Below are 20,282 nucleotides of genomic sequence, written 5' to 3'. Positions count from 1 at the left end.
CCCCGTATCAGTTGCGCGGGAAGGCGTCGCGGAAACCTGCGGCACGCGCCACACCCAACCCTTGCGACAGCGCGCCCGGATTGCCGAAGGGGCCCGCCAGAATGACCTGCACCGGCTTGCCCTTGCTGCTGGAGCGCTGCACGCTGACCGGAAGGCCGGCGGCCTGCAACCGGCGGATGGCCGTGTCGGCGTTGTTCGGGTCGGCGAAGGCCCCGACCTGCACGAACCGCCCGGCGATGCGCTTCGGCTGCGGCGCTGCGGTCGCCTGAGGCGTCGCCCGGGTCGAGACATGGGCGACATCCGCCTGCCGCGCCTTCGGGGTGGCCGTGCCGGTGGTGGACAGGGTTGCCCCCGCCTTGACCGGCACTCCGGCGCGCACCTGCGTGGTCAGGTCCGTATAAGGATATTGCAGGTTGGGGTTATAGGCGGTCATGTCCCGCCCCGTCTTGCGGTCGATCAGGCGGCGCGGCACGGTCTGGGTCCATATCAGATCCATCGCCATTTGACCCGCCACGGTTCCATGAGCCCGACGCGGGTTCAGGCGGTCATCCGTCCAGACCGGACGATAGCCCGGCGGCACGACCGTCGCGGTGGCCGCCTGGGCCTGCGCCTCGGCGACATGGCGGGGCACTATGCGGGTCTGGGGGGCAAGCGAAGGCAGGTCGCGGCGGTTGACCACCATCGCGGGCTGCTGTCCCACCCGGCCCGTGCGGACGCCAGCGCCTGCCCCGCGTGGGACCGGATCCTGCGCCTGTGGCCCGCAGCGCACGCCGGCCGGGCAACCATTGGCTGCGGCCGCTTTCACCGGGGCGGGTCGTGTCGCCGCCTCAGCCGTGGGACGGATGGCGGGCATGGTCGTGATCGAGGCGATGGTCTGCATCGGCGCGCCGGGGCGTTCGATGACCGCAGGGGGCATCGGTGCCACGCGGGCATTGACGCGGGCCGTGGCTTGCGGGCGCGGCGCGGGGGCGGCGGGCACAGCGGCGGGCCGTGTCGTGGCCGGAGCAGCCGCCGACGCGGGAGGAGCCGTGATCAGGGTCGCGCCGGGCGGAATGGCCCCCTGCGCGGTCACTGTATTCTGGGCCGAGGTCCCGTCGGCAAAGGTTGGACGCGCGCCGCAAAGGTTCTGCCGCGATGTGGTGACGCGGGGAACCCAGGTCGTGGTCCCCGCGATCCCGGCACGCACGAAGATGCAGCCGCGACTGTCGACATATTGCGACCCGGTGAAGGATGCCGGTGGAAACTCGGCCGGTTCGCGATAGCGCGTCTGCGCATCGCCCGGGCCTACCCACAAAAAGGTCGTCGCGGCGAGCAGCGCCGCCATCGTCATAACTCGTACAGACATCAATCGCCCCCAAACATAGCGTGGGGCCACTGTGCCTGAAACGGAAACGCCCGTAAAGGGCGGATGGCTTATTTAGTGCCAAACATGCGGTCACCCGCATCCCCTAGTCCCGGCAGGATATATCCCTTGTCATTCAGACGCTTGTCCAGCGCTGCTGTGACAATGGGCACGTCGGGATGCGCCTCGGCCATCCGGGCGACACCTTCAGGGGCAGCCAGAAGGCACATGAAGCGGATATTTGTGGCCCCTGCCGCCTTCAAAAGATCGACCGCAGCGGCCGAGGAATTGCCCGTGGCCAGCATCGGATCGACGACGATCACCAGACGATCCTCCAGCCCTTCGGGCAGCTTGCAATAATATTGAACGGGCTTGAGCGTGGCCTCGTCGCGGTAAAGGCCGATGAAACCGACCCGGGCCGATGGGATCAGTTCCAGCACCCCGTCCAGCAGGCCATTGCCCGCCCGCAGGATCGAGACGAGCGCCAGCTTCTTGCCCTTCAGAACCGGCGCGTCCATCTCCTGCATGGGCGTTTCGATCGCGCGGGTGGTCAGTTCCAGCTCGCGCGTGACCTCATAGGCCAGCAGGGCCGAAATCTCGCGCAGAAGCGCGCGGAATTCCCCGGTCGAGGTGTTCTTGTCGCGCATCAGCGTCAGTTTGTGCTGCACCAGCGGGTGGGTGACGATGGTCAGATGGTCGGTCATGTCGGCGTGGCTCCTGTCTTCAGCCTGTCCCGCAGGCGGTCTTTCAAAGCGGCATCGCAGAAGGCCGCATCCAGTGCCGTGCCATTGAGCGCGGCGAAATCGCTTTCGTCCCAGCCGAAGGCTTTTTCCAGCCCCTGAAACTCGCGCGTCATCGTCGTGCGGAAGAAAGGCGGATCGTCGGTGGACACCGTCACCTTTACCCCTGCTTCGCGCAGTTTCGCAATGGGATGGGCGCGCAGACCGGGATAAAGACCCAGCGCGATGTTCGATCCGGGGCAGACCTCAAGCACCGTGCCGCTTTCAGCCAGCCTTTCCATCAGGGCCGGGTCCTCAGCGGCGCGCACGCCATGGCCGATCCGGGTGACACGCAGATCATCCAGCGCCTGGCGGACAGAGTCCGGCCCCGCGAATTCGCCTGCATGTGTGGTCAGGCGCAGCCCCGCTTCACGCGCGCAGTCAAAGGACCATGCGAAATCGCCCTGCTTGCCCATGGTTTCATTGCCGCCCATGCCGAAGCCCGTGATCCAGTCCCCGGCTGTTTCAGCAGCGCAGCGGGCAATCTGACGCGCGGTATAGGGGCCGAAATGGCGGATGCAGGTGACGATGCCGCGCATGGTGATCCCGTGCGCGGTTTCGGCCGCCTCTGCCGCCTCGCGGATCGCGTGCAGGTATTCGCGCCACGCGGCCAGATCGCCGCCACCGCAGAAGTCGGGGCTGAGGAACGCCTCGGTATAGATCACGCCTTGCGCGGCGCTTTCCTCCAGCACGGCAGTGGTGAGGCGGGCGTAATCCTCGGGCCGTTTGAGGACACTGGTCGCCGCTTCATAGACCTGCAGGAAATGGGGAAAATCATCGAAGGTGTAATGGCCCTGTTCGTCAAAGACCCCCGCGATATCCACGGATTTCTCGCGTGCCAGACGGCGGATCAGGTCGGGCGGTGCGGCGCCTTCCAGATGCAGATGCAGCTCGATCTTGGGAAGCGATTGCCAGATCATCGGAATGATCGCCCCGGTCCGGTCCGGGTCAGGCCCAGATGGGTGGCGATGGAGGCGGCGATATCGGTGAAGGCCAGATGTCCCAGCGCGCCGCGGCCCTGCCCTGCGACCAGCACGGGCACGCGCTCGCGGGTGTGATCGGTGCCCGCCCATGTGGGATCGTTGCCGTGATCGGCGGTCAGCACCATCATGTCACCGGGGCGCAATCCGGCGATGATCGGGCCAAGGGCGGCATCGAACCGCTCCAGCGCGCTGGCATAGCCCGCCACATCGCGGCGATGTCCGTAAAGGCTGTCGAATTCGACCAGATTGGCAAAAGTCAGGCTGCCATCTGCGGCGGTGTCCACCAGCCGCGCCAGATGCTTCATCAAGCTGGCGTCATCGCCTTTGACCACATCCGTGATCCCGCGCATCGAGAAGATGTCGCCGATCTTGCCAATCGCATGGACGCGCCGCCCCTCCGCCTGCGCCCAATCGCAGAGCGTGGGGGATGGCGGGGCGATGGCATAGTCATGGCGGTTGGCCGTGCGGGTGAAACCCTCTTCCGCGGTGCCGGTGAAGGGGCGTGCGATGACGCGGCCCACGCGCATCCCGTGCAGGATGGGCGCGGCGCGCTGGCAAAGGGTCAGCAGCCGGTCAAGGCCGAACGCCGTCTCATGTGCGGCGATCTGGAAGACCGAGTCGGCGGACGTGTAGCAGATGGGCCAGCCCGTGCGGATATGTTCCGCGCCCAGCCTTGCGATGATCTCGGTCCCCGAGGCGTGGCAATCGCCCAAGATACCCTCGGTGCCGGCCAGTGACGCGATTTGTGCCGACAGAACGGGCGGGAAAGCGGGTTGCGTATCGGGGAAATGGTGCCACTCCCACGGTACGGGGACGCCCGCCAGTTCCCAGTGGCCTGACGGCGTGTCCTTGCCGTTCGACACTTCCGTCGCCGCCCCCCACAAGCCCTGTGGCCTGGCGTCCAACCCCGGCGCGGTCATACCGCTGGCAAGCGCAAGCGCCGCCCCCAGCCCCAGACGGTCAAGGTTGGGCAGATGGAGCGGGCCTTGGCGGCCATGATCCGCCTGACCCGCCGCGCAGGCCTGCGCGATATGGCCCAGCGTATTGGCACCTGTATCGGGGCGTGTGCCGTTGAAGAAGCGATCCGCATCGGGCGCGCCGCCGATACCGACAGAATCCATCACCACAAGGAAAGCGCGGGTCATGATGCCACCCGCCCGTGGATCAGCGGCGGCAGTTCGGGCGCGGTGTCGGCGATGCTGACAGCCGCCAGCACGGCCCGCATGGCGCGCTCCGCCGCATCGGGGCGCGCGGCATGGATGCGGGCGACGGGCTGACCTGCCTCGACCCAAGCGCCCAGTTCGACCATGTCCGACAGGCCCACGGCGGGATCGACGCGGTCGCCTTCCACCTGCCGCCCGCCGCCCAGTTCCACCACGCAAAGGCCAAGGGCGTGCCCGTCCATCGCGGCAATGTATCCGGCACGGGGGGCCTTCACCTCATGGATCACCGGCGCTTCGGGCAGCATCCGCGCCCCGTTCTCGACAAAACGGACTGGCCCACCTTGGGCCGAGACCATGCGCCCGAAACACTCAGCCGCGCGGCCATCACCGATGCAGGCCCGCACCATGGCCGCACCAGCCGCTTCATCCGCCGCCAGCCCCGCACCCGCCAGAACCGCACCGCCCAGCGCCACCGTCACCTCCAGCAAACGCCCGCCCGCCTGCCCGGTCAGCACGCGCAAGGACGCGGCCACCTCCAGCGCATTGCCCAGATCGGGGGCCAGCGGCTGATTCATATCGGTGATCAGCGCGGTCGTGGGGCATCCGGCGCTATTCGCCGTCTCCACCAAAGCCCGCGCCAAAGCCTGCGCCGCCTCCGGCGTGGTCATGAAGGCCCCGCTGCCCGTCTTTACGTCCAGCACCAGCCCCTGCAAGCCCGCCGCCAGCTTCTTGGACAGGATCGAGGCGGTGATCAGATCAAGGCTTTCCACCGTCCCGGTCACATCGCGGATCGCATAGAGCCGCCGATCCGCAGGCGCAATCGCAGCAGTCGCGCTGACAATGGCGCAGCCCGCCTGCCCCACCACGGCGCGCAGACGCGCCTCATCCAGATCGGTGCGCAGACCTGGGATCGCCTCAATCTTGTCCAGCGTGCCGCCCGTATGCCCCAGACCACGCCCCGAAATCATCGGCACATAAGCACCGCAGGCCACCAGCGCGGGCGCAAGGATCAGGCTCACGCAATCGCCCACCCCGCCGGTCGAATGCTTGTCCAGAACGGGCCGGTCCAGATCCCACGCCAGCACCGCCCCCGAATCCCGCATCGCCAGCGTCAGGGCCACGCGGCCCGCATCGCCCAAGCCGTTCAGCAGCGCCGCCATGGCAAAGGCCCCGGCCTGCGCGTCGGACACGCGCCCATCGGCCAGCCCTTGCGCGAACCAGTCAAGTTCGTCCCGGCTCAGCCCCTCCCGATCACGCAGCTTCGTTATGATCCGGCGCGCGTCCACCCGTCACGCGCCCCCCGTGGCCCGCGTCATATGGGCGGTGGTGAAGGCACCCGGAAGCAGTTCCGACAGCGTCATCTTCAATTCCTGCCCGTCCAGCGTCGCCATGGTGACGGGCACCGATCCGCGCCCAAACTCGGCCAGCTTCTGACGACAGCCGCCACAGGGCGTGACGGGGTGTTCCGCATCCGCGATCACGGCCACCTCGGTCAGTTCCGTCTCGCCCGCCGCCACCATCGCGGCAATCGCCCCCGCTTCGGCGCAGGTGCCCTGCGGATAGGCCACGTTTTCCACGTTGCACCCGACATAGACGGTGCCCGAGCCCCCCCGGATCGCCGCCCCCACCTTGAAATGCGAATAGGGCACATAGGCGTTTTCCCGCACCGCGCGGGCCTGGTCCATCATGGTCATGGCATCTCTCCTGCATGGGTTTTGAACCGGCCGGGAAGCGCCACTTCCAGCAGCTCCAGATCCGGTGTCGCGTCAGAGTAGCGGGTTTTCATGCCGGGCGGGATGACGAAAGCATCGCCCGCCTGCAAGGCAAAGGGATCACGCCCTTCCCCCTCAAGCAGCATCCCGCCCTGCATCACAAAGGTGAACAGGATGTCGCTGTCATGCCACGTCCACATTGTCGCCCCACCATCAGGACGCGCCACCTGCACGCCCGCCACCGCTTGCGTATTGGCGGCAATCGTCGTGTCCCGCGCAATGAAACCGGGGATGCGGAACGGGCGCCAGTCTGCCCCCTGCGCCACATGATGCACAAACCGCTGGCCCTGCCACGCGCGATCCGGGCGCAGATGCGGGGTGGGCAGGATCATGTCATGGTCAATCGCCGTCACATGCTCGGCGGGCACGCCGATCTCGATCACCTCGATCCCGTCGCTGGCCTCCAGCACGCGGTGACGGATCTCGGGCGGCTGGATGAAGCAATCCCCCGCCGTCAGGCGAATGGGCGGCCCCTGATCCTCATAGACCACATCGACCCAGCCCTTGATGCAGAAGATCAGCTGAAACCCGACCTTGTGATAATGGACCATATCAGGCACCGGCCCGCCATCAGGGATGCGGATATGGCTTGCGATGATCGACCCGCCCAGACGGTCGGGGATCAGGTCGCGGTAATGCATCCCCGCGCGGCCAATCACCCATGGCGCCTGATCCGCCAGACGGCGCACGACAAAGCTGTGCAACGTGGCAGGCAGGACCAAGGGCGGGTTCAATTCGTCGATTTCGACCGTCGTGCCACCCGGCGCGGTCAGGCTGCGTGCGCCACCCCCAATCTGGTCAGGCGTGTCGGACAACAGGCGCAGCCGCCCCGGCGCGCCCGTCCCGCGCTCCAGCCGGACCCGCAACCCGTGGCCCGAGAAAACCGCGACCGCCGGGTCGTCGGCGGGATAGATCATGTCCATCCGGAAACCCAACGCCTTGGTGAAAAAGCCGATATCCCCGGTCAGATCGGTGGTGGACAGGCAGGCCTCGGCCATCGTCTGGGTCATGGTCATATCCTCTTGCGTGAAAAAACCTTGACCCTGCCACCCGCGATTTGCAAGCCGGTGCTGGCAAAGGCGCCGAAAATCGGTATCTTCCCATGCGTCAGGAATTAGTTTAACGCTAAACTATCGGGAAAACGGGAGCGAGACATGACAGACAGCCTCAAGGAAAACCTGCGTCAGGCGGCGCTGGCCTATCACGAATTCCCCAAACCCGGTAAGCTTGAGATTCGCGCGACCAAGCCCTTGGCCAACGGGCGCGATCTGGCCCGCGCCTATTCCCCCGGCGTGGCCGAAGCCTGTCTTGAGATCCGCGACGATCCCGCCAATGCCAGCCGCTATACCGCGCGCGGCAACCTTGTGGCGGTCGTGACCAACGGCACCGCCGTGCTGGGTCTGGGCAATATCGGCCCGCTCGCCTCGAAACCAGTGATGGAGGGCAAAGCGGTCCTCTTCAAGAAATTCGCCGGGATCGACTGTTTCGATATCGAGCTGAACGAACCCGATCCGGTGAAACTGGCCGAAATCGTCTGTGCGCTGGAACCCACCTTCGGTGCGATCAACCTTGAGGATATCAAGGCCCCCGATTGCTTCATCGTCGAAAAGCTGTGCCGCGAGCGGATGAACATTCCCGTGTTCCACGATGATCAGCACGGCACCGCCATCGTGGTGGGGGCGGCGGCGACCAATGCGCTGTTCGTGGCAGGCAAGCGGTTCGAGGATATCCGCATCGTCAGCACCGGTGGCGGGGCGGCAGGCATCGCCTGCCTCAACATGCTGCTGAAACTGGGCGTGAAGCGCGAGAATATCTGGCTTTGCGATATCCACGGTCTGGTCCATGAGGGGCGCGAGGTCGATATGAACCCGCAAAAAGCGGCCTTCGCGCAAAAGACCGACAAGCGCACGCTGGACGACGTGATCGACGGCGCGGACATGTTCCTTGGCCTCTCCGGCCCCGGTGTCCTGAAACCCCAGATGGTCGCCCGCATGGCCAAGCGCCCGATCATCTTCGCGCTGGCCAACCCCTCGCCCGAGATCGACCCTGCGGAAGCGCGCGCCGTGGTGCCCGATGCGATCATCGCCACGGGGCGGTCGGATTATCCCAATCAGGTCAATAACGTGCTGTGCTTTCCGTTCATCTTCCGGGGTGCGCTGGATGTGGGCGCGACCGAGATCAATGACGCCATGCAGATCGCCTGCATCGAAGGTATCGCGGCCCTCGCCCGCGCCACCACCAGCGCCGAAGCCGCCGCTGCCTATCAGGGCGAACAGATGACCTTCGGGGCGGATTACCTGATCCCCAAGCCCTTCGATCCGCGCCTTTCGGGTGTCGTCTCCACCGCCGTGGCCCGGGCCGCGATGGAAACCGGCGTCGCCACCCGGCCCATCGAGGACATGGCCGCCTACAAGGCCAAGCTGGACGGATCGGTGTTCAAATCCGCCCTGCTCATGCGCCCGGTGTTCAGCGCCGCCGCCACCGCCGCCCGCAGCATCGTCTTTGCCGAAGGCGAGGACGAACGCGTGCTTCGCGCCGCGCAGGCGATCTTGGAGGAGACGACCGAGAAACCCATCCTCATCGGTCGCCCCGAGGTGATCGAGGCGCGCTGCCAGCGCGCGGGGCTGGCCATCAAGATCGGCCGCGATGTGCAGATCGTGAACCCCGAAAACGATCCCCGCTACCGCGATTACTGGGGCAGCTATCACCAGATCATGGCGCGGCGCGGCGTCACCCCCGATCTGGCGCGCGCGATCATGCGCACCAACACCACCGCCATCGGTGCCGTGATGGTGCATCGTGGCGAGGCGGACAGCCTGATCTGTGGCACCTTCGGTGAATTCCGCTGGCATCTGAAATATGTCAGCCAGGTTCTGGGCAGCGCCACCCATCGCCCCCATGGCGCGCTGTCGCTGATGATCCTCGAAGATGGCCCACTCTTCATCGCCGACACCCATGTGCGCGCCACGCCTTCGCCCGAGGAACTGGCCGAAAGCGCCATCGGGGCCGCGCGCCATGTGCGCCGCTTCGGTCTGGTTCCGAACGTGGCCTTCTGCACGCAATCGCAATTCGGCAACATGGACACCGACGCCGGACAGCGGATGCGCGCGGCTCTGGCGATCCTTGACGCGGCCCCGCGCGATTTCTGCTATGAGGGCGAGATGAACGTGGACAGCGCGCTCGACCCCGACCTGCGCGCCCGCATCTTCCCCGACAGCCGCATGAAGGGGGCTGCCAATGTGCTGATCTTCGCCCATGCGGATGCGGCCTCGGGCGTGCGCAACATCCTCAAGATGAAGGCGGGTGGGCTGGAAGTGGGGCCGATCCTGATGGGCATGGGCAACCGCGCCCATATCGTCAGCCCCTCGATCACACCGCGCGGCCTGTTGAACATGGCGGCCATCGCGGGCACGCCCGTCGCCCATTACGGCTAACCCGCCCTCCTCCGCGCGCCGCCTGATCCCGGCGCGCGACTGTCCCTTCATCTTGCCCTAAATACTCAAATCCACCCAGCGACGCCCGCGCGCGGCATGCAGTCGCATACCCTTCCGGTGCACCTCGGCATACAAAAATGATGTGTTGACAAGCACATAGGCAATAATATCTCCCTGTCTGAATGTTTCCGGCACGATCATTCTGGGAGGGGGATCGCCATGGACGGCACGACATCGGCGGTGGACCGCACAGCCCAAGCCACAGGCAGCATCACCGTCCAGCAGGCCGACATGATCGGCGCGACCCTGCGCCAGCATTGGCAGGCCGGAACGCTGGCGGATGGCGATGCTCTGCCCCCGCTCTGGCATTGGGCCGCCTTTCCCCCCACCGCCCCGATGGAACAGATCGGCCCCGATGGTCATCCCCGCCTTGGCGGCTTTCTGCCCGATCTGGGGCTGGGACGGCGCATGTGGGCAGGCGGCAGCCTGCGGTTTCTGGCCCCCCTGCATATCGGTGAGGCGCTGACGCGGCAGTCCGAGATCATCAGCCTCGAGCACAAGCAGGCGGGCACCGCGCCCATGGCCGTGCTGACCCTCCGCCACCGGATCGACACCGCCCAAGGCACCGCGATCGAAGAGGATCAGACCATCGTCTATCTTCCCCTCCCCGACCGCTACAGCCCGCCGAAACCCATCCCCGCGCCCGATACGGCGGATGTCGACGAGACCGTCCAGATGGATCCGGTGCGCCTCTTTCGCTACTCGGCCGTGACTTTCAACGGGCACCGCATCCATTATGACCGCGACTACGCCACGCAGGTGGAACATTACCCCGCTTTGGTCGTGCATGGCCCATTGCAGGCCACGCTGCTGATTGACGCGGCCACCCGCCATGCTGGCCGCCCCCCTGAAACCTTCCGCTATCGCGGTGTGCATCCGATGTTCGACACGCATCCCCTGCGCCTGATCGGAACCATGAACAAGGATGACACCATGACCCTCTGCACCGCCGCCCCCGCCGGCCATATCGGCACCCAAGCCACGGCAGGCTGGTCCTGATGGCCGGTATCCTGCAAGGCATGCGCGTGGTCGAAGGCTCGGCCTTCGTCGCGATCCCGCTGGCGGGCATGACGCTGGCGCAGATGGGCGCCGATGTGATCCGCTTCGACCGTCTGGAAGGTGGGCTGGACGCGCATCGCTGGCCCGTCACGCCCACGGGCCAAAGCCTGTTCTGGGCGGGGATGAACAAGGGCAAACGCTCGGTCGCCGTCGATATGAAATCCCCGCGCGGGCGCGAACTGGTGACGCAGATCATCACCGCACCGGGCAAGGATGCGGGGATGTTCCTGACCAATCTGCGCGTGCGCGGCTGGATGGATCACCCCACGCTCAGCCAGTATCGCCCCGATCTGATCATGGTCACGCTCTCGGGCGACCGGCAGGGACGCCCGGCCGTGGATTACACCGTGAACCCCGCGCTGGGGTTTCCCGATGCCACCGGCCCCGCAGGCAGCGCCGATCCCGTGGCCCATGTCCTGCCCGCATGGGATTGCATCGCGGGCAATATGGCCGTGTCGGCGCTGCTGGCCGCTGAACGCCACCGCCTCAGAACAGGGCAAGGGCAGGATGTGGACCTGACCCTCAAGGATGTGGCCGCCGCCATGCTGGGCCATCTGGGCATCATCGGCGAAGTGGTGGTGAACGGTGTGGACCGGCCCAAAAGCGGCAATGCGCTCTATGGGGCATATGGGCAGGATTTCATCTGTGCCGATGGGCGGCGGATCATGGTGATCGGCCTGACCGACAGGCAATGGCGCGGTCTGGTCAAGGTGACAGGCAGCGCCGAGGCGATGACGGGCATCAGCCGCCAGACCGGTCTGAACCTGTCGAAGGAAGCGGCACGGTGGGAGGCCCGCGCCCTGATCACCGAAGCGCTACGCCCATGGTTCGCCAGCCGTGCCCTGCCGGACATCGCGCCATTGTTCGAGGCCGAGGGGCTGACATGGTCCGAATTCCGCAGCTTCGCCCGCGCCGTGCAGGAAGATCCCGACCTGCAACCGGGTGAAAACCCGATGTTCGCCCATGTGGATCAACCCGGCATCGGGCGCTATCCGGTGCCCGCCTCGCCGCTGACCTTCTCAGCTGCCGCGACGCCCGCCCCCGCGCCCGCGCCGGTTCTTGGCGCCCATACCGAGGAAGTGCTGGCCGATGTCGCGGGTCTGCCATCGGGCGAAATCGCGCAGCTTTTCGATCAGGGAATCGTCGCCGGTCCCCGCTGACACTCATGTTAGCGCGAAACGTGACCATAGCGCGCAGGCGGCGGGCCCGGGCCCAAGGACAAGCCTCTTGCGCGATGCCTGTGACCTTGGGTAAGCCATCCGCAGGGCCGGAGGAGGAATACAATGGCATACAAGGACGTCTACGCTGGCTGGAAGGCCGATCCCGAAGGGTTCTGGATGGAACAGGCCCGCGCCATCGATTGGGTCAAGCCTCCCTCCAGGGCGCTCTTTGCCGATAACGCGCCGCTTTACGAGTGGTTCAAGGATGCCCAGGTCAATACCTGCTGGAATGCGGTGGACCGGCATGTCGAGGCGGGCCACGGCGACCGCATCGCCATCATCCATGACAGCCCGGTCACGAATACCGTCCACAAGATCACCTACGGCGAATTGCAGACCCGCGTCGCCAGCCTTGCGGGTGCCCTGCGCGCCAAGGGCATCACCAAGGGCGACCGCGTCATCATCTACATGCCGATGGTCCCCGAAGCGATCGAAGCGATGCTGGCCTGTGCCCGTCTGGGCGCGATCCATTCGGTGGTGTTCGGCGGTTTCGCGGCCCATGAACTGGCCGTGCGGATCGACGATTGCACCCCCAAGGCCATCATCGCCGGGTCCTGCGGGATCGAACCGGGCCGCGTTGTGCACTACAAACCCTTGGTCGATGCCGCCATCGAACAGGCCAGCCACAAGCCCGATTTCTGCGTGATCTTCCAGCGCGAGCAGGAAGTGGCGCAACTGATCCCCGGCCGCGACCATGACTGGCACGCCTTCCAATATGGTGTGGAACCGGCCGAATGCGTGCCGGTCGCGGGCGATCATCCGGCCTATGTCCTCTATACCTCGGGCACGACGGGCCAACCCAAGGGCGTGATCCGCCCCACCGCAGGCCATCTCGTCGCGCTCAACTGGACGATGAAGAACATCTACAACGTCGATCCGGGCGATGTGTTCTGGGCCGCCTCGGATGTGGGCTGGGTCGTGGGGCACAGCTATATCTGCTACGCGCCACTGATCCACGGCAACACCACCGTGGTGTTCGAGGGCAAGCCCGTGGGCACCCCCGATGCGGGCACGTTCTGGCGCGTGATCTCGCAACACAACGTGCGCTCCTTCTTCACCGCCCCCACCGCCTTCCGCGCCATCAAACGCGAGGATCCGAAGGGCGAATTCCGCGCGAAGTACGACCTGACCTGCCTGCGCGCGCTATATCTCGCGGGCGAACGGGCCGATCCCGACACGATCATCTGGGCGCAGGACCTGCTCAAGGTGCCCGTGATCGACCATTGGTGGCAAACCGAAACCGGCTGGCCGATTGCGGCCAACCCGATGGGCCTCGATCCCCTGCCCGTCAAGATCGGCTCGCCTTCCGTGGCAATGCCCGGCTGGGATGTGCAGATTCTCGATGAGGCGGGCCACCCCATGCCTGCGGGCGAGTTGGGCGCGATTGCCGTCAAACTGCCGCTGCCGCCCGGCACCCTGCCGACCCTCTGGAATGCCGAGGATCGCTATCGCAAATCGTATCTGTCGCATTTCCCCGGCTATTACGAGACGGGCGATGCGGGCATGATCGACGAGGACGGCTATCTCTACATCATGGCGCGGACCGATGACGTGATCAACGTCGCCGGACACCGCCTCTCCACCGGCGCGATGGAAGAGATCCTCGCCGGTCACCCCGATGTGGCCGAATGCGCCGTGATCGGCGTCACGGATGACCTCAAGGGCCAGTTGCCCATGGGCTTTCTCTGCCTGACCAAGGGCGTGAACCGGCCCCATGCCGATATCGTCAAGGAATGCGTCGCCCGCGTGCGCGACCAGATCGGGCCTGTGGCCGCCTTCAAACTGGCCGTGGTGGTGGACCGCCTGCCCAAGACCCGCTCGGGCAAGATCCTGCGCGCCACGATGGTCAAGCTGGCCGATGGGCAAGAGTTCAAGGTGCCCGCCACGATCGACGATCCGGCCATTCTGGACGAGATCCGCACCGCCCTGCAAACGCTGGGCTATGCCAAATGATCCCCCGCCCCCCGGTGCACTGCCGCCGGGGGGCGCCCTGCTTCTTCTTGCCTGAAATATCCAATCCCACCTCCCCCCCCCCCCGCGCCGCCGTTGCCGCGACGGGGGGAACACCCCATATCAAGCCGATGAAACAGTCATTCGCAGCCGTCCTCGGCCTTGCCCTTCTTCTGCCCATCCACGCAAGGGCCCAGATGACCGATCCGATCCGCATGACACCCGATGCCAGCTGGACCTTTGTCAGCGATCAGGTCATGGGCGGCGTCTCGACAGGCGGCGCCCGGATCGAGACGGCGCAGGGCAGCTCCTATCTGCGCCTGACCGGGCAGGTCAGCACCGCCAATCGCGGCGGCTTCATTCAGGCGCGGATCGCGCTGGACAGCCCGCCACCGGACAGCGCCACAGGCGTGCTGATCCGCACGCGCGGCAATGGTGAAGGGTATTTCATCCATCTGCGCACGGGCGGCACGCTGTTGCCTTGGCAATATTACCAGGCCCCTTTCGCAACCACGCCTGACTGGACAGAGGTGCGTATCCCCTTTTCCGCCTTCAAACCCTCGGGCGCACTGCTGCGCGACCAGATCCGCCCCGACAGCGTCCGCAGCATCGGGATCGTCGCCTATGGGCGCGACCATGCCGCCGATGTCTCGGTGGCCGAAGTGGGATTTTACTGACGCAGCCTCAGAGCCGCGTCAGACGAACTGCTCCTGAATCAACCGTTCTTCCAGCCCGTGACCGGGATCGAACAGGATACGATGCTCGATCTCGGGGGCGCTGCGGATCTCGACCCGCACCACATCCCGGACAGATCGGGAATCCGCATCCGCCATGACCGGGCGCTTGTCCGCCTCCTCGACCTCGATCAGCACCAACGCGGTCTTGGGCAGAAGCGCGCCGCGCCAGCGCCGGGGCCGGAAAGGCGCGATTGCCGTCAAGGCCAGCACATCCGACCGGATCGGCAGGATCGGGCCATGCGCGCTGTAATTATAGGCCGTCGATCCTGCAGGGGTGCTGACCAGCGCTCCGTCACAGACCAGTTCCGCCATCCGTAACCGCCCATCCACGCTGATGCGCAGCCGCGCCGCCTGCGGCCCCTGCCGCAGCAAGGACACCTCGTTGATCGCCAGCGCCTCATGCACCGATCCATCGGCACAGGTCGCGCGCATCGCCAGCGGGTTCAGTACTGCCTCTTCGGCCACATCCAGACGCGCCAGCAGATCATCCTCGCGGTATTCGTTCATCAGGAAACCGACCGTGCCCCGGTTCATCCCATAGACAGGCGCGTGCAGGCCCTGCGTGCGGTGCAGCGTGGTCAGCATGAACCCGTCGCCCCCCAGCGCCACGATCACATCGGCCTGATCCTCGGGCACCGCGCCATAACGATCGACCAGCCGGGTCAAAGCCTCCTGCGCGCTGGGGACGGTGCTGGCGCAAAAAGCGATCTTGAGGGTCATGCGGGGGGCCGTCCTGTTTCCAATGCGCGTCGTCGCGCGCCGATGGAAGCACAAACTTCCCCCCTGCGCCAGCCCCGCCACCCAGCCTGCCGCATGTCCCTGCCCCTGCGTCGCTTTCAGCCCTTCCCCCCTTGGGCGCTTTGCACTAGGACACGAAGGCAACGCTGATCCCCAAACGGAGCCTGACATGACCGATACCGGTTTCTTCACCGAAGCGCTGTCCTCGCGCGATCCCGAGCTGTTCAAGTCCATCACCGACGAGCTGGGCCGCCAGCGCCACGAGATCGAGCTGATCGCATCCGAGAACATCGTCAGCCGCGCCGTGATGGAAGCTCAGGGCAGCGTGATGACCAACAAATATGCCGAAGGCTATCCGGGCAAGCGGTATTACGGTGGGTGCCAGTTCGTGGATGTGGCCGAGAATCTGGCCATCGAACGCGCCTGCCAGCTTTTCAACTGCGGTTTCGCCAATGTGCAGCCCAATTCCGGTAGCCAAGCCAACCAGGGCGTGTTCACCGCCTTGCTGCAACCCGGAGACACGATCCTTGGCATGAGCTTGGATGCGGGCGGTCACCTGACCCACGGCGCCAAGCCCAACCAGTCGGGCAAATGGTTCAACGCGATCCAGTATGGCGTGCGCCAGCAGGATCTGGAAATCGACTATGTGCAGATTGCCCAACTGGCGACCGAGCATAAGCCCAAGATGATCATCGCCGGCGGCTCGGCCATCCCGCGCATCATCGACTTTGCCAAGATGCGCGAAATTGCCGACAGCGTCGGTGCATGGCTTCTGGTGGATATGGCCCATTTCGCGGGTCTGGTCGCGGCGGGTCACTACCCCTCGCCCTTCCCGCATGCGCATGTGGCGACGACGACCACGCATAAAACCCTGCGCGGCCCGCGCGGCGGCATGATCCTGACCAATGACGAGGATCTGGCCAAGAAATTCAACTCGGCCATTTTCCCCGGCATTCAGGGCGGCCCCCTGATGCATGTGATTGCCGGCAAGGCCGTCGCCTTTGGCGAGGCGCTGCGCCCCGAATTCAAGGGCTATCAGGCGCAGGTCATCAAGAACGCGCAGGCGATGGCGGATGAGCTGATGAAAGGTGGCCTCGATATCGTCACCGGCGGCACCGACACCCACCTGATGCTGGTCGATCTGCGCCCCAAGGGCGTCAAGGGCAATGCCACCGAAAAGGCACTGGGTCGCGCCCATATCACCTGCAACAAGAACGGCATTCCGTTTGATACCGAAAAGCCCACGATCACCAGCGGCATCCGTCTGGGCTCGCCCGCAGGCACCACGCGCGGTTTCGGCGAGGAAGAGTTCCGCCAGATCGCGCGCTGGATCGTGCAGGTCGTGGACGGTCTGGCCGCCAATGGCGAAGATGGCAATGACGCGGTCGAAGCCGCCGTCAAGGCCGAGGTCGAGGCGCTGTGCAAACGCTTCCCGATCTATCCGGGACTCTGATCCGCAGCATCATGGTTTGACACAAAGCGCCGCATCCCTGACCGGATGCGGCGTTTCGCGTGTCAGATCATCCCCTGCCAGCGCAAGAAAGCAAGCGTCAGGGCGGTGAACAGAAGAATGTTGAAGGCCAGACCGCCCAACACCCCCAGCAAGGCCCCCCGCCGCAGATAGGCCGCGTCGATCCCTTTCAGATGCGCGCGCACCTCGGCATGGGCGCGGGCGACGGCGGCCTGATCAACGCGACGCGCCAGCTTGGGATGGGTGGCCAGCGCCTCTGCCTCGGCGACGATCTGCCCCTGCGACCTGATCCGCGCAGGCAGGCGTCGCCCGGCCCGGCGCAGCCGATCCTCAAGGCTACCGTGTTTTAGAGACAGCCGTGCGGCCAGAAGGTCGCACAGCTCCTGAGACTTGGCTGAAATATCGTCGACTTGCACAATCCGGTCTCCGGCAATGGGGTATCCTGACCCGTCCGCCGGCTGCAGGCAAGACGGCTCAGGCGGCTTGCGAGGTTGCCTGAATATCGCTCAGCGCCGCCGCCGCGATCTCGAAGGACCGCACGCGCGCCGCGTGATCGTGGATCATGCCCGTGACCATCAATTCGTCCGGGCGATAGCGCGCCACGATCTGCGACAGGCCCCGGTGCACGGCATCCGCCCCCCCGACCGCCGACACCGCCATCGCTTCTTCCACCATCCGCAGCATGGGCGGGGGCACCTGCGCCGCGACATCGTCCACCGGGCGCGGCAGCTTGCCCGGCTGGCCGGACCGCAGGCGCGCGAAGGACAGGATCTGCGAACTGCGCAGATAAGCCGCCTCGGCATCGGTTTCCGCAGCGCAGACACCTGCGGCGACCATCACATAGGGTTTGGCCAGATATTTGGACGGGCGGAACGTGGCGCGATAGGTGCGCAACGCCTCGTCCAGCATCTGGGGCGCGAAATGCGAGGCGAAAGCATAGGGAAGCCCCATATAGGCCGCGAATTGCGCGCCAAACAGGCTGGACCCCAAAATCCAGACCGGCACATGCGACCCCTGCCCCGGCACGGCGCGCACGCGGGCATCGGGGGCGGCGTCATCCAGATAGCCCAGCAGTTCCGCAACATCCTGCGGGAAGGTATCGGCCCCGTCCATATAGCGGCGCAGGGCGCGGGCCGTGTTCATGTCCGTGCCCGGCGCACGGCCCAGACCAAGATCAATCCGGCCGGGAAACAGCGCCTCCAGCGTGCCGAACTGCTCGGCCACCACAAGGGGCGCGTGATTGGGCAGCATGATCCCGCCTGACCCCACCCGCATCGTCGCGGTCGCCGCCGCGACCCGCCCGATCACGACCGCCGTGGCGGCGCTGGCGATACCGGGCATGTTGTGATGCTCGGCCAGCCAGAAGCGGTGATAGCCGAAGCGTTCCGCGTTGACCGCCAGATCGACCGTATTGGCCAACGCCTCAGCTGTGCTGGCCCCCTCGGGCACGGGAGACAGATCCAGAAGCGAATAATGATGCATGGCGATATTCCTTTTCACGTTCAGTCTAGACCGGCGGGCCGGGCGGGCCAAGCCGGATCGTCACAGGGGCCAGACCAGCAGCAGCATGGGCAGGCTGACCGCCACGACCAGAATCTCCAGCGGCAGACCCAACCGCCAGTAATCGCCGAACCGGAACCCGCCCGGCCCCAGAATCAAGGTGTTGTTCTGATGCCCGATGGGCGTCAGGAAGGCGCAAGAGGCCCCGATCGCCACCGCCATCAGGAAACTGTCCGGGCTGACGCCCAGCGTGGCGGCAATCCCCAGGGCGATGGGACACATCACGGCGGCCGTGGCCGCATTGTTCATCACGTCAGACAGGAACATGGTGACGATCAGGATGACCGCAATGGCAGCCATCGCATTTCCCTGTGCCACCGTCTCGACCAGAAACCGCGCCATCACATCGGCGGCGCCCGTCGCCTCCATCGCCCCCGCCACCGGGATCAGCGCGGCCAGCAGCACGACCACGGGCCAGTCGATGGCGGTATAGACGTCGCGTGGCGGCACGGTGCGCACCACCATGGACACCAGCACCCCCAACGCAAAGGCCGCCGCCGCCGGCAAAAGGCCGAACGTCACCAAGGCGATGGCCCCTGCCATGATCGCCATGGACAGCACCGCCATCCGGGTGTCGGGAATGCGCAGGTCGCGCTCGCCCAGCGGGACGCAGCCGGTATCATTGGCAAAGTCCGACAGCACCTCGGCCGGGCCCTGCATCATCAGCAGATCGCCGGATTTCAGCTTCAGCGTCCGCAACCGGGCCTGCGGGCGGTGGCCTTCGCGCGCCACAGCCAACAGGTTCAGACCATAGCGCGAGCGCAGGCGCAGATCGCGCGCGGACCGCCCGACAAGGGTAGAGGCAGGCAGAACCACCAGTTCGCGCAGAACGATATCCTCGTCGCGGCGGCTGTCCTCGTCCTCGTCGGTCTTGTCAGTGTCCTTGTCCTTGCGGTCCTCCTTGTCCGCGTCCTTGGTCGTGACGCTGGCGACCACCGTGTCATCCTTCGCCGCGCGGGCGATCTTTGTCGCCTCTGCGGCCTTCTCCTTCTTCTCGGCCTTGGTCTCCTTCTCGGACGAGGCGCCCTGCTGTTCCAGCTTGATGCCAAAGGCCGACAGCGCCTCGGCCAGACCGTCCACGTCGGCTTCCAGCATCAGGATGTCATCGGCCTTGATCCGGCGTCCGCCATGCGGGGCGTTCATCTTCACCTCGTTGCGGACCAGCGCCACGATCTGCGCCTCGGCCCCTTCCAGCTCGGTCTCGATCTGGCGCAGGGTCATGCCCACGGCCTTGCTTTTCTCGGGCACGCGGACCTCGGTCAGATAGGCGCCGGTCTCGAACCCCTCGCCGGTCGAAGCCTTGCGCGCCGGGACAAGACGCCAACCGACCAGCACCACGAAGATCAGACCCGCCACCGCCACCGCCAGACCCACGGGCGTGAAATCGAACATCCTGAACTGACCCAGCCCGGCATCGGCGCGAAAACCCGAGACGATCAGGTTCGGCGGCGTGCCAACCAGGGTCGTCATGCCGCCCAGAATTGTCCCGAAGGCCAGCGGCATCAGCACCTGACCCGGTGTCATATCCAGCCGCCCCGACGCCTGCAGGGCAATCGGCATCAGCAATGCCATCGCACCGACGTTGTTCATGAAACCCGACAGCAGCGCGCCAAGCCCCATCAAAGCGCCAAGAGTTGCAAGCCGACCCGCATTTCGCGGCAGTATCTTGCGCGTAACCCCGTCTATTGCGCCGGATTGTTGCAATCCATGACTCAGAACCAGAATGCAGGCGACCGTGATCACCGCCGGATGGCCAAAGCCAACAAAGGCCTCTGAGGCGGGCACCAGCCCCGTGACAACGCAAGCCATGAGCGAGGCCAGCGCCACCACATCATGCCGCAGCCGCCCCCAGAGGAAGAGGGCCATGGTCAGGGCCAGAATGCCGAAGATCATCATTTGCGGCGCCGTCATCGTATAGCCCTTCCTGCACGCTCCGCTTGTGGCCAAGATCGCGACAAGCGCGATAATCCCACAAGATCAAGCAGATGATCAGCGCATGGTTGATTCTGCAACC

General features: G+C 65.8%; 17 protein-coding genes. 6 read left to right on the top strand and 11 right to left on the bottom strand.

Features of this window, described 5'->3' with window-relative positions:
- Positions 1-7: 7 nt before the first annotated feature.
- The 7 genes from PVW27_RS08880 to PVW27_RS08850 form a co-directional block, all read right to left on the bottom strand.
- The gene (locus PVW27_RS08880) at positions 8-1,345 is read right to left on the bottom strand and encodes an SPOR domain-containing protein (protein ID WP_274556965.1); all 1,338 of its coding nucleotides are present in this window, start codon (positions 1,343-1,345) and stop codon (positions 8-10) included.
- Between the two features lie 68 nt (positions 1,346-1,413).
- Positions 1,414-2,046 carry a uracil phosphoribosyltransferase gene (gene upp, locus PVW27_RS08875; RefSeq protein ID WP_274556964.1) on the bottom strand — a complete coding sequence of 211 codons (633 nt, stop codon included), beginning with the start codon at positions 2,044-2,046 and terminating at the stop codon, positions 1,414-1,416.
- A complete protein-coding gene (locus PVW27_RS08870; RefSeq protein ID WP_274556963.1) occupies positions 2,043-3,041 on the bottom strand; it encodes an adenosine deaminase in 999 nt (332 codons plus the stop codon). The genes upp and PVW27_RS08870 overlap by 4 nt, the downstream gene beginning before the upstream one ends.
- Positions 3,038-4,249 carry a phosphopentomutase gene (locus tag PVW27_RS08865; RefSeq protein WP_274556962.1) on the bottom strand — a complete coding sequence of 404 codons (1,212 nt, stop codon included), beginning with the start codon at positions 4,247-4,249 and terminating at the stop codon, positions 3,038-3,040. The genes PVW27_RS08870 and PVW27_RS08865 overlap by 4 nt, the downstream gene beginning before the upstream one ends.
- Positions 4,246-5,553, bottom strand: coding sequence for a thymidine phosphorylase (locus PVW27_RS08860; protein ID WP_274556960.1), 1,308 nt, complete (start codon positions 5,551-5,553; stop codon positions 4,246-4,248). Before PVW27_RS08860 ends, PVW27_RS08865 begins: the two co-directional genes overlap by 4 nt.
- A 3-nt stretch (positions 5,554-5,556) precedes the next feature.
- Entirely contained in the window at positions 5,557-5,961 is a 405-nt protein-coding gene (locus PVW27_RS08855) for a cytidine deaminase (protein ID WP_274556958.1), read from the bottom strand.
- The gene (locus tag PVW27_RS08850) at positions 5,958-7,049 is read right to left on the bottom strand and encodes a cupin domain-containing protein (protein ID WP_274556956.1); all 1,092 of its coding nucleotides are present in this window, start codon (positions 7,047-7,049) and stop codon (positions 5,958-5,960) included. The genes PVW27_RS08855 and PVW27_RS08850 overlap by 4 nt, the downstream gene beginning before the upstream one ends.
- A gap of 144 nt (positions 7,050-7,193) precedes the next feature.
- Here PVW27_RS08850 and PVW27_RS08845 point away from each other — a divergent pair, with 144 nt between their 5' ends.
- The 5 genes from PVW27_RS08845 to PVW27_RS08825 all read left to right on the top strand — a co-directional run bounded on the left by PVW27_RS08845 (position 7,194) and on the right by PVW27_RS08825 (position 14,439).
- Positions 7,194-9,473: an NADP-dependent malic enzyme gene (locus PVW27_RS08845; protein ID WP_274556954.1), complete on the top strand. Its 2,280-nt coding sequence runs from the start codon at positions 7,194-7,196 to the stop codon at positions 9,471-9,473.
- 219 nt (positions 9,474-9,692) lie between these two features.
- On the top strand, positions 9,693-10,532 hold the full coding sequence (locus PVW27_RS08840) for an FAS1-like dehydratase domain-containing protein (protein WP_274556953.1): 840 nt from the start codon (positions 9,693-9,695) through the stop codon (positions 10,530-10,532).
- Complete coding sequence (locus PVW27_RS08835; RefSeq protein WP_274556951.1) at positions 10,532-11,752, top strand: CoA transferase; 1,221 nt, start codon at positions 10,532-10,534, stop codon at positions 11,750-11,752. The genes PVW27_RS08840 and PVW27_RS08835 overlap by 1 nt, the downstream gene beginning before the upstream one ends.
- 123 nt (positions 11,753-11,875) lie before the next feature.
- Positions 11,876-13,765, top strand: a complete 1,890-nt coding sequence (gene prpE / locus PVW27_RS08830) for a propionate-CoA ligase PrpE (protein ID WP_274556949.1) — start codon at positions 11,876-11,878, stop codon at positions 13,763-13,765.
- Positions 13,766-13,959: 194 nt separating this feature from the next.
- A complete protein-coding gene (locus tag PVW27_RS08825) occupies positions 13,960-14,439 on the top strand; it encodes a CIA30 family protein (RefSeq protein ID WP_274556947.1) in 480 nt (159 codons plus the stop codon).
- A gap of 18 nt (positions 14,440-14,457) precedes the next feature.
- Here the strand turns inward: PVW27_RS08825 and PVW27_RS08820 are convergent, their stop codons facing one another.
- A complete protein-coding gene (locus PVW27_RS08820) occupies positions 14,458-15,219 on the bottom strand; it encodes an NAD kinase (RefSeq protein ID WP_274556945.1) in 762 nt (253 codons plus the stop codon).
- A 187-nt stretch (positions 15,220-15,406) separates the two neighbouring features.
- Here PVW27_RS08820 and glyA point away from each other — a divergent pair, with 187 nt between their 5' ends.
- Positions 15,407-16,690 carry a serine hydroxymethyltransferase gene (glyA, locus tag PVW27_RS08815; protein ID WP_274556943.1) on the top strand — a complete coding sequence of 428 codons (1,284 nt, stop codon included), beginning with the start codon at positions 15,407-15,409 and terminating at the stop codon, positions 16,688-16,690.
- Between the two features lie 62 nt (positions 16,691-16,752).
- Here glyA and PVW27_RS08810 read toward each other — a convergent pair whose 3' ends face one another.
- From PVW27_RS08810 to PVW27_RS08800, 3 genes are read right to left on the bottom strand one after another with little or no spacing between them, the layout of a single operon-like run.
- Positions 16,753-17,124 carry a hypothetical protein gene (locus tag PVW27_RS08810; protein ID WP_274556942.1) on the bottom strand — a complete coding sequence of 124 codons (372 nt, stop codon included), beginning with the start codon at positions 17,122-17,124 and terminating at the stop codon, positions 16,753-16,755.
- A gap of 58 nt (positions 17,125-17,182) precedes the next feature.
- On the bottom strand, positions 17,183-18,190 hold the full coding sequence (locus PVW27_RS08805) for an LLM class flavin-dependent oxidoreductase (RefSeq protein ID WP_274556940.1): 1,008 nt from the start codon (positions 18,188-18,190) through the stop codon (positions 17,183-17,185).
- Between the two features lie 60 nt (positions 18,191-18,250).
- On the bottom strand, positions 18,251-20,179 hold the full coding sequence (locus PVW27_RS08800; RefSeq protein WP_274556938.1) for an SLC13 family permease: 1,929 nt from the start codon (positions 20,177-20,179) through the stop codon (positions 18,251-18,253).
- Between the last annotated feature and the right edge of the window lie 103 nt (positions 20,180-20,282).

The sequence above is a fragment of the Seohaeicola sp. 4SK31 genome, assembly GCF_028802875.1.
Taxonomy (GTDB): Bacteria; Pseudomonadota; Alphaproteobacteria; order Rhodobacterales; family Rhodobacteraceae; genus Seohaeicola.
The sequence above is the reverse complement of the archived record's forward strand: the minus strand, read 5'-3'. Positions and strand labels throughout refer to the sequence as shown.

Excerpts from the sequence above, each read along its gene's own strand:
- upp (WP_274556964.1), bottom strand. The coding sequence starts at position 2,046 with ATGACCGACCATCTGACCATCGTCACCCACCCGCTGGTGCAGCACAAA.
- PVW27_RS08855 (WP_274556958.1), bottom strand. The coding sequence starts at position 5,961 with ATGACCATGATGGACCAGGCCCGCGCGGTGCGGGAAAACGCCTATGTG.
- prpE (WP_274556949.1), top strand. The coding sequence starts at position 11,876 with ATGGCATACAAGGACGTCTACGCTGGCTGGAAGGCCGATCCCGAAGGG.
- PVW27_RS08865 (WP_274556962.1), bottom strand. The coding sequence starts at position 4,249 with ATGACCCGCGCTTTCCTTGTGGTGATGGATTCTGTCGGTATCGGCGGC.
- PVW27_RS08800 (WP_274556938.1), bottom strand. The coding sequence starts at position 20,179 with ATGACGGCGCCGCAAATGATGATCTTCGGCATTCTGGCCCTGACCATG.
- PVW27_RS08820 (WP_274556945.1), bottom strand. The coding sequence starts at position 15,219 with ATGACCCTCAAGATCGCTTTTTGCGCCAGCACCGTCCCCAGCGCGCAG.
- PVW27_RS08850 (WP_274556956.1), bottom strand. The coding sequence starts at position 7,049 with ATGACCCAGACGATGGCCGAGGCCTGCCTGTCCACCACCGATCTGACC.
- glyA (WP_274556943.1), top strand. The coding sequence starts at position 15,407 with ATGACCGATACCGGTTTCTTCACCGAAGCGCTGTCCTCGCGCGATCCC.
- PVW27_RS08835 (WP_274556951.1), top strand. The coding sequence starts at position 10,532 with ATGGCCGGTATCCTGCAAGGCATGCGCGTGGTCGAAGGCTCGGCCTTC.
- PVW27_RS08880 (WP_274556965.1), bottom strand. The coding sequence starts at position 1,345 with ATGTCTGTACGAGTTATGACGATGGCGGCGCTGCTCGCCGCGACGACC.
- PVW27_RS08840 (WP_274556953.1), top strand. The coding sequence starts at position 9,693 with ATGGACGGCACGACATCGGCGGTGGACCGCACAGCCCAAGCCACAGGC.
- PVW27_RS08870 (WP_274556963.1), bottom strand. The coding sequence starts at position 3,041 with ATGATCTGGCAATCGCTTCCCAAGATCGAGCTGCATCTGCATCTGGAA.
- PVW27_RS08845 (WP_274556954.1), top strand. The coding sequence starts at position 7,194 with ATGACAGACAGCCTCAAGGAAAACCTGCGTCAGGCGGCGCTGGCCTAT.
- PVW27_RS08825 (WP_274556947.1), top strand. The coding sequence starts at position 13,960 with ATGACCGATCCGATCCGCATGACACCCGATGCCAGCTGGACCTTTGTC.
- PVW27_RS08805 (WP_274556940.1), bottom strand. The coding sequence starts at position 18,190 with ATGCATCATTATTCGCTTCTGGATCTGTCTCCCGTGCCCGAGGGGGCC.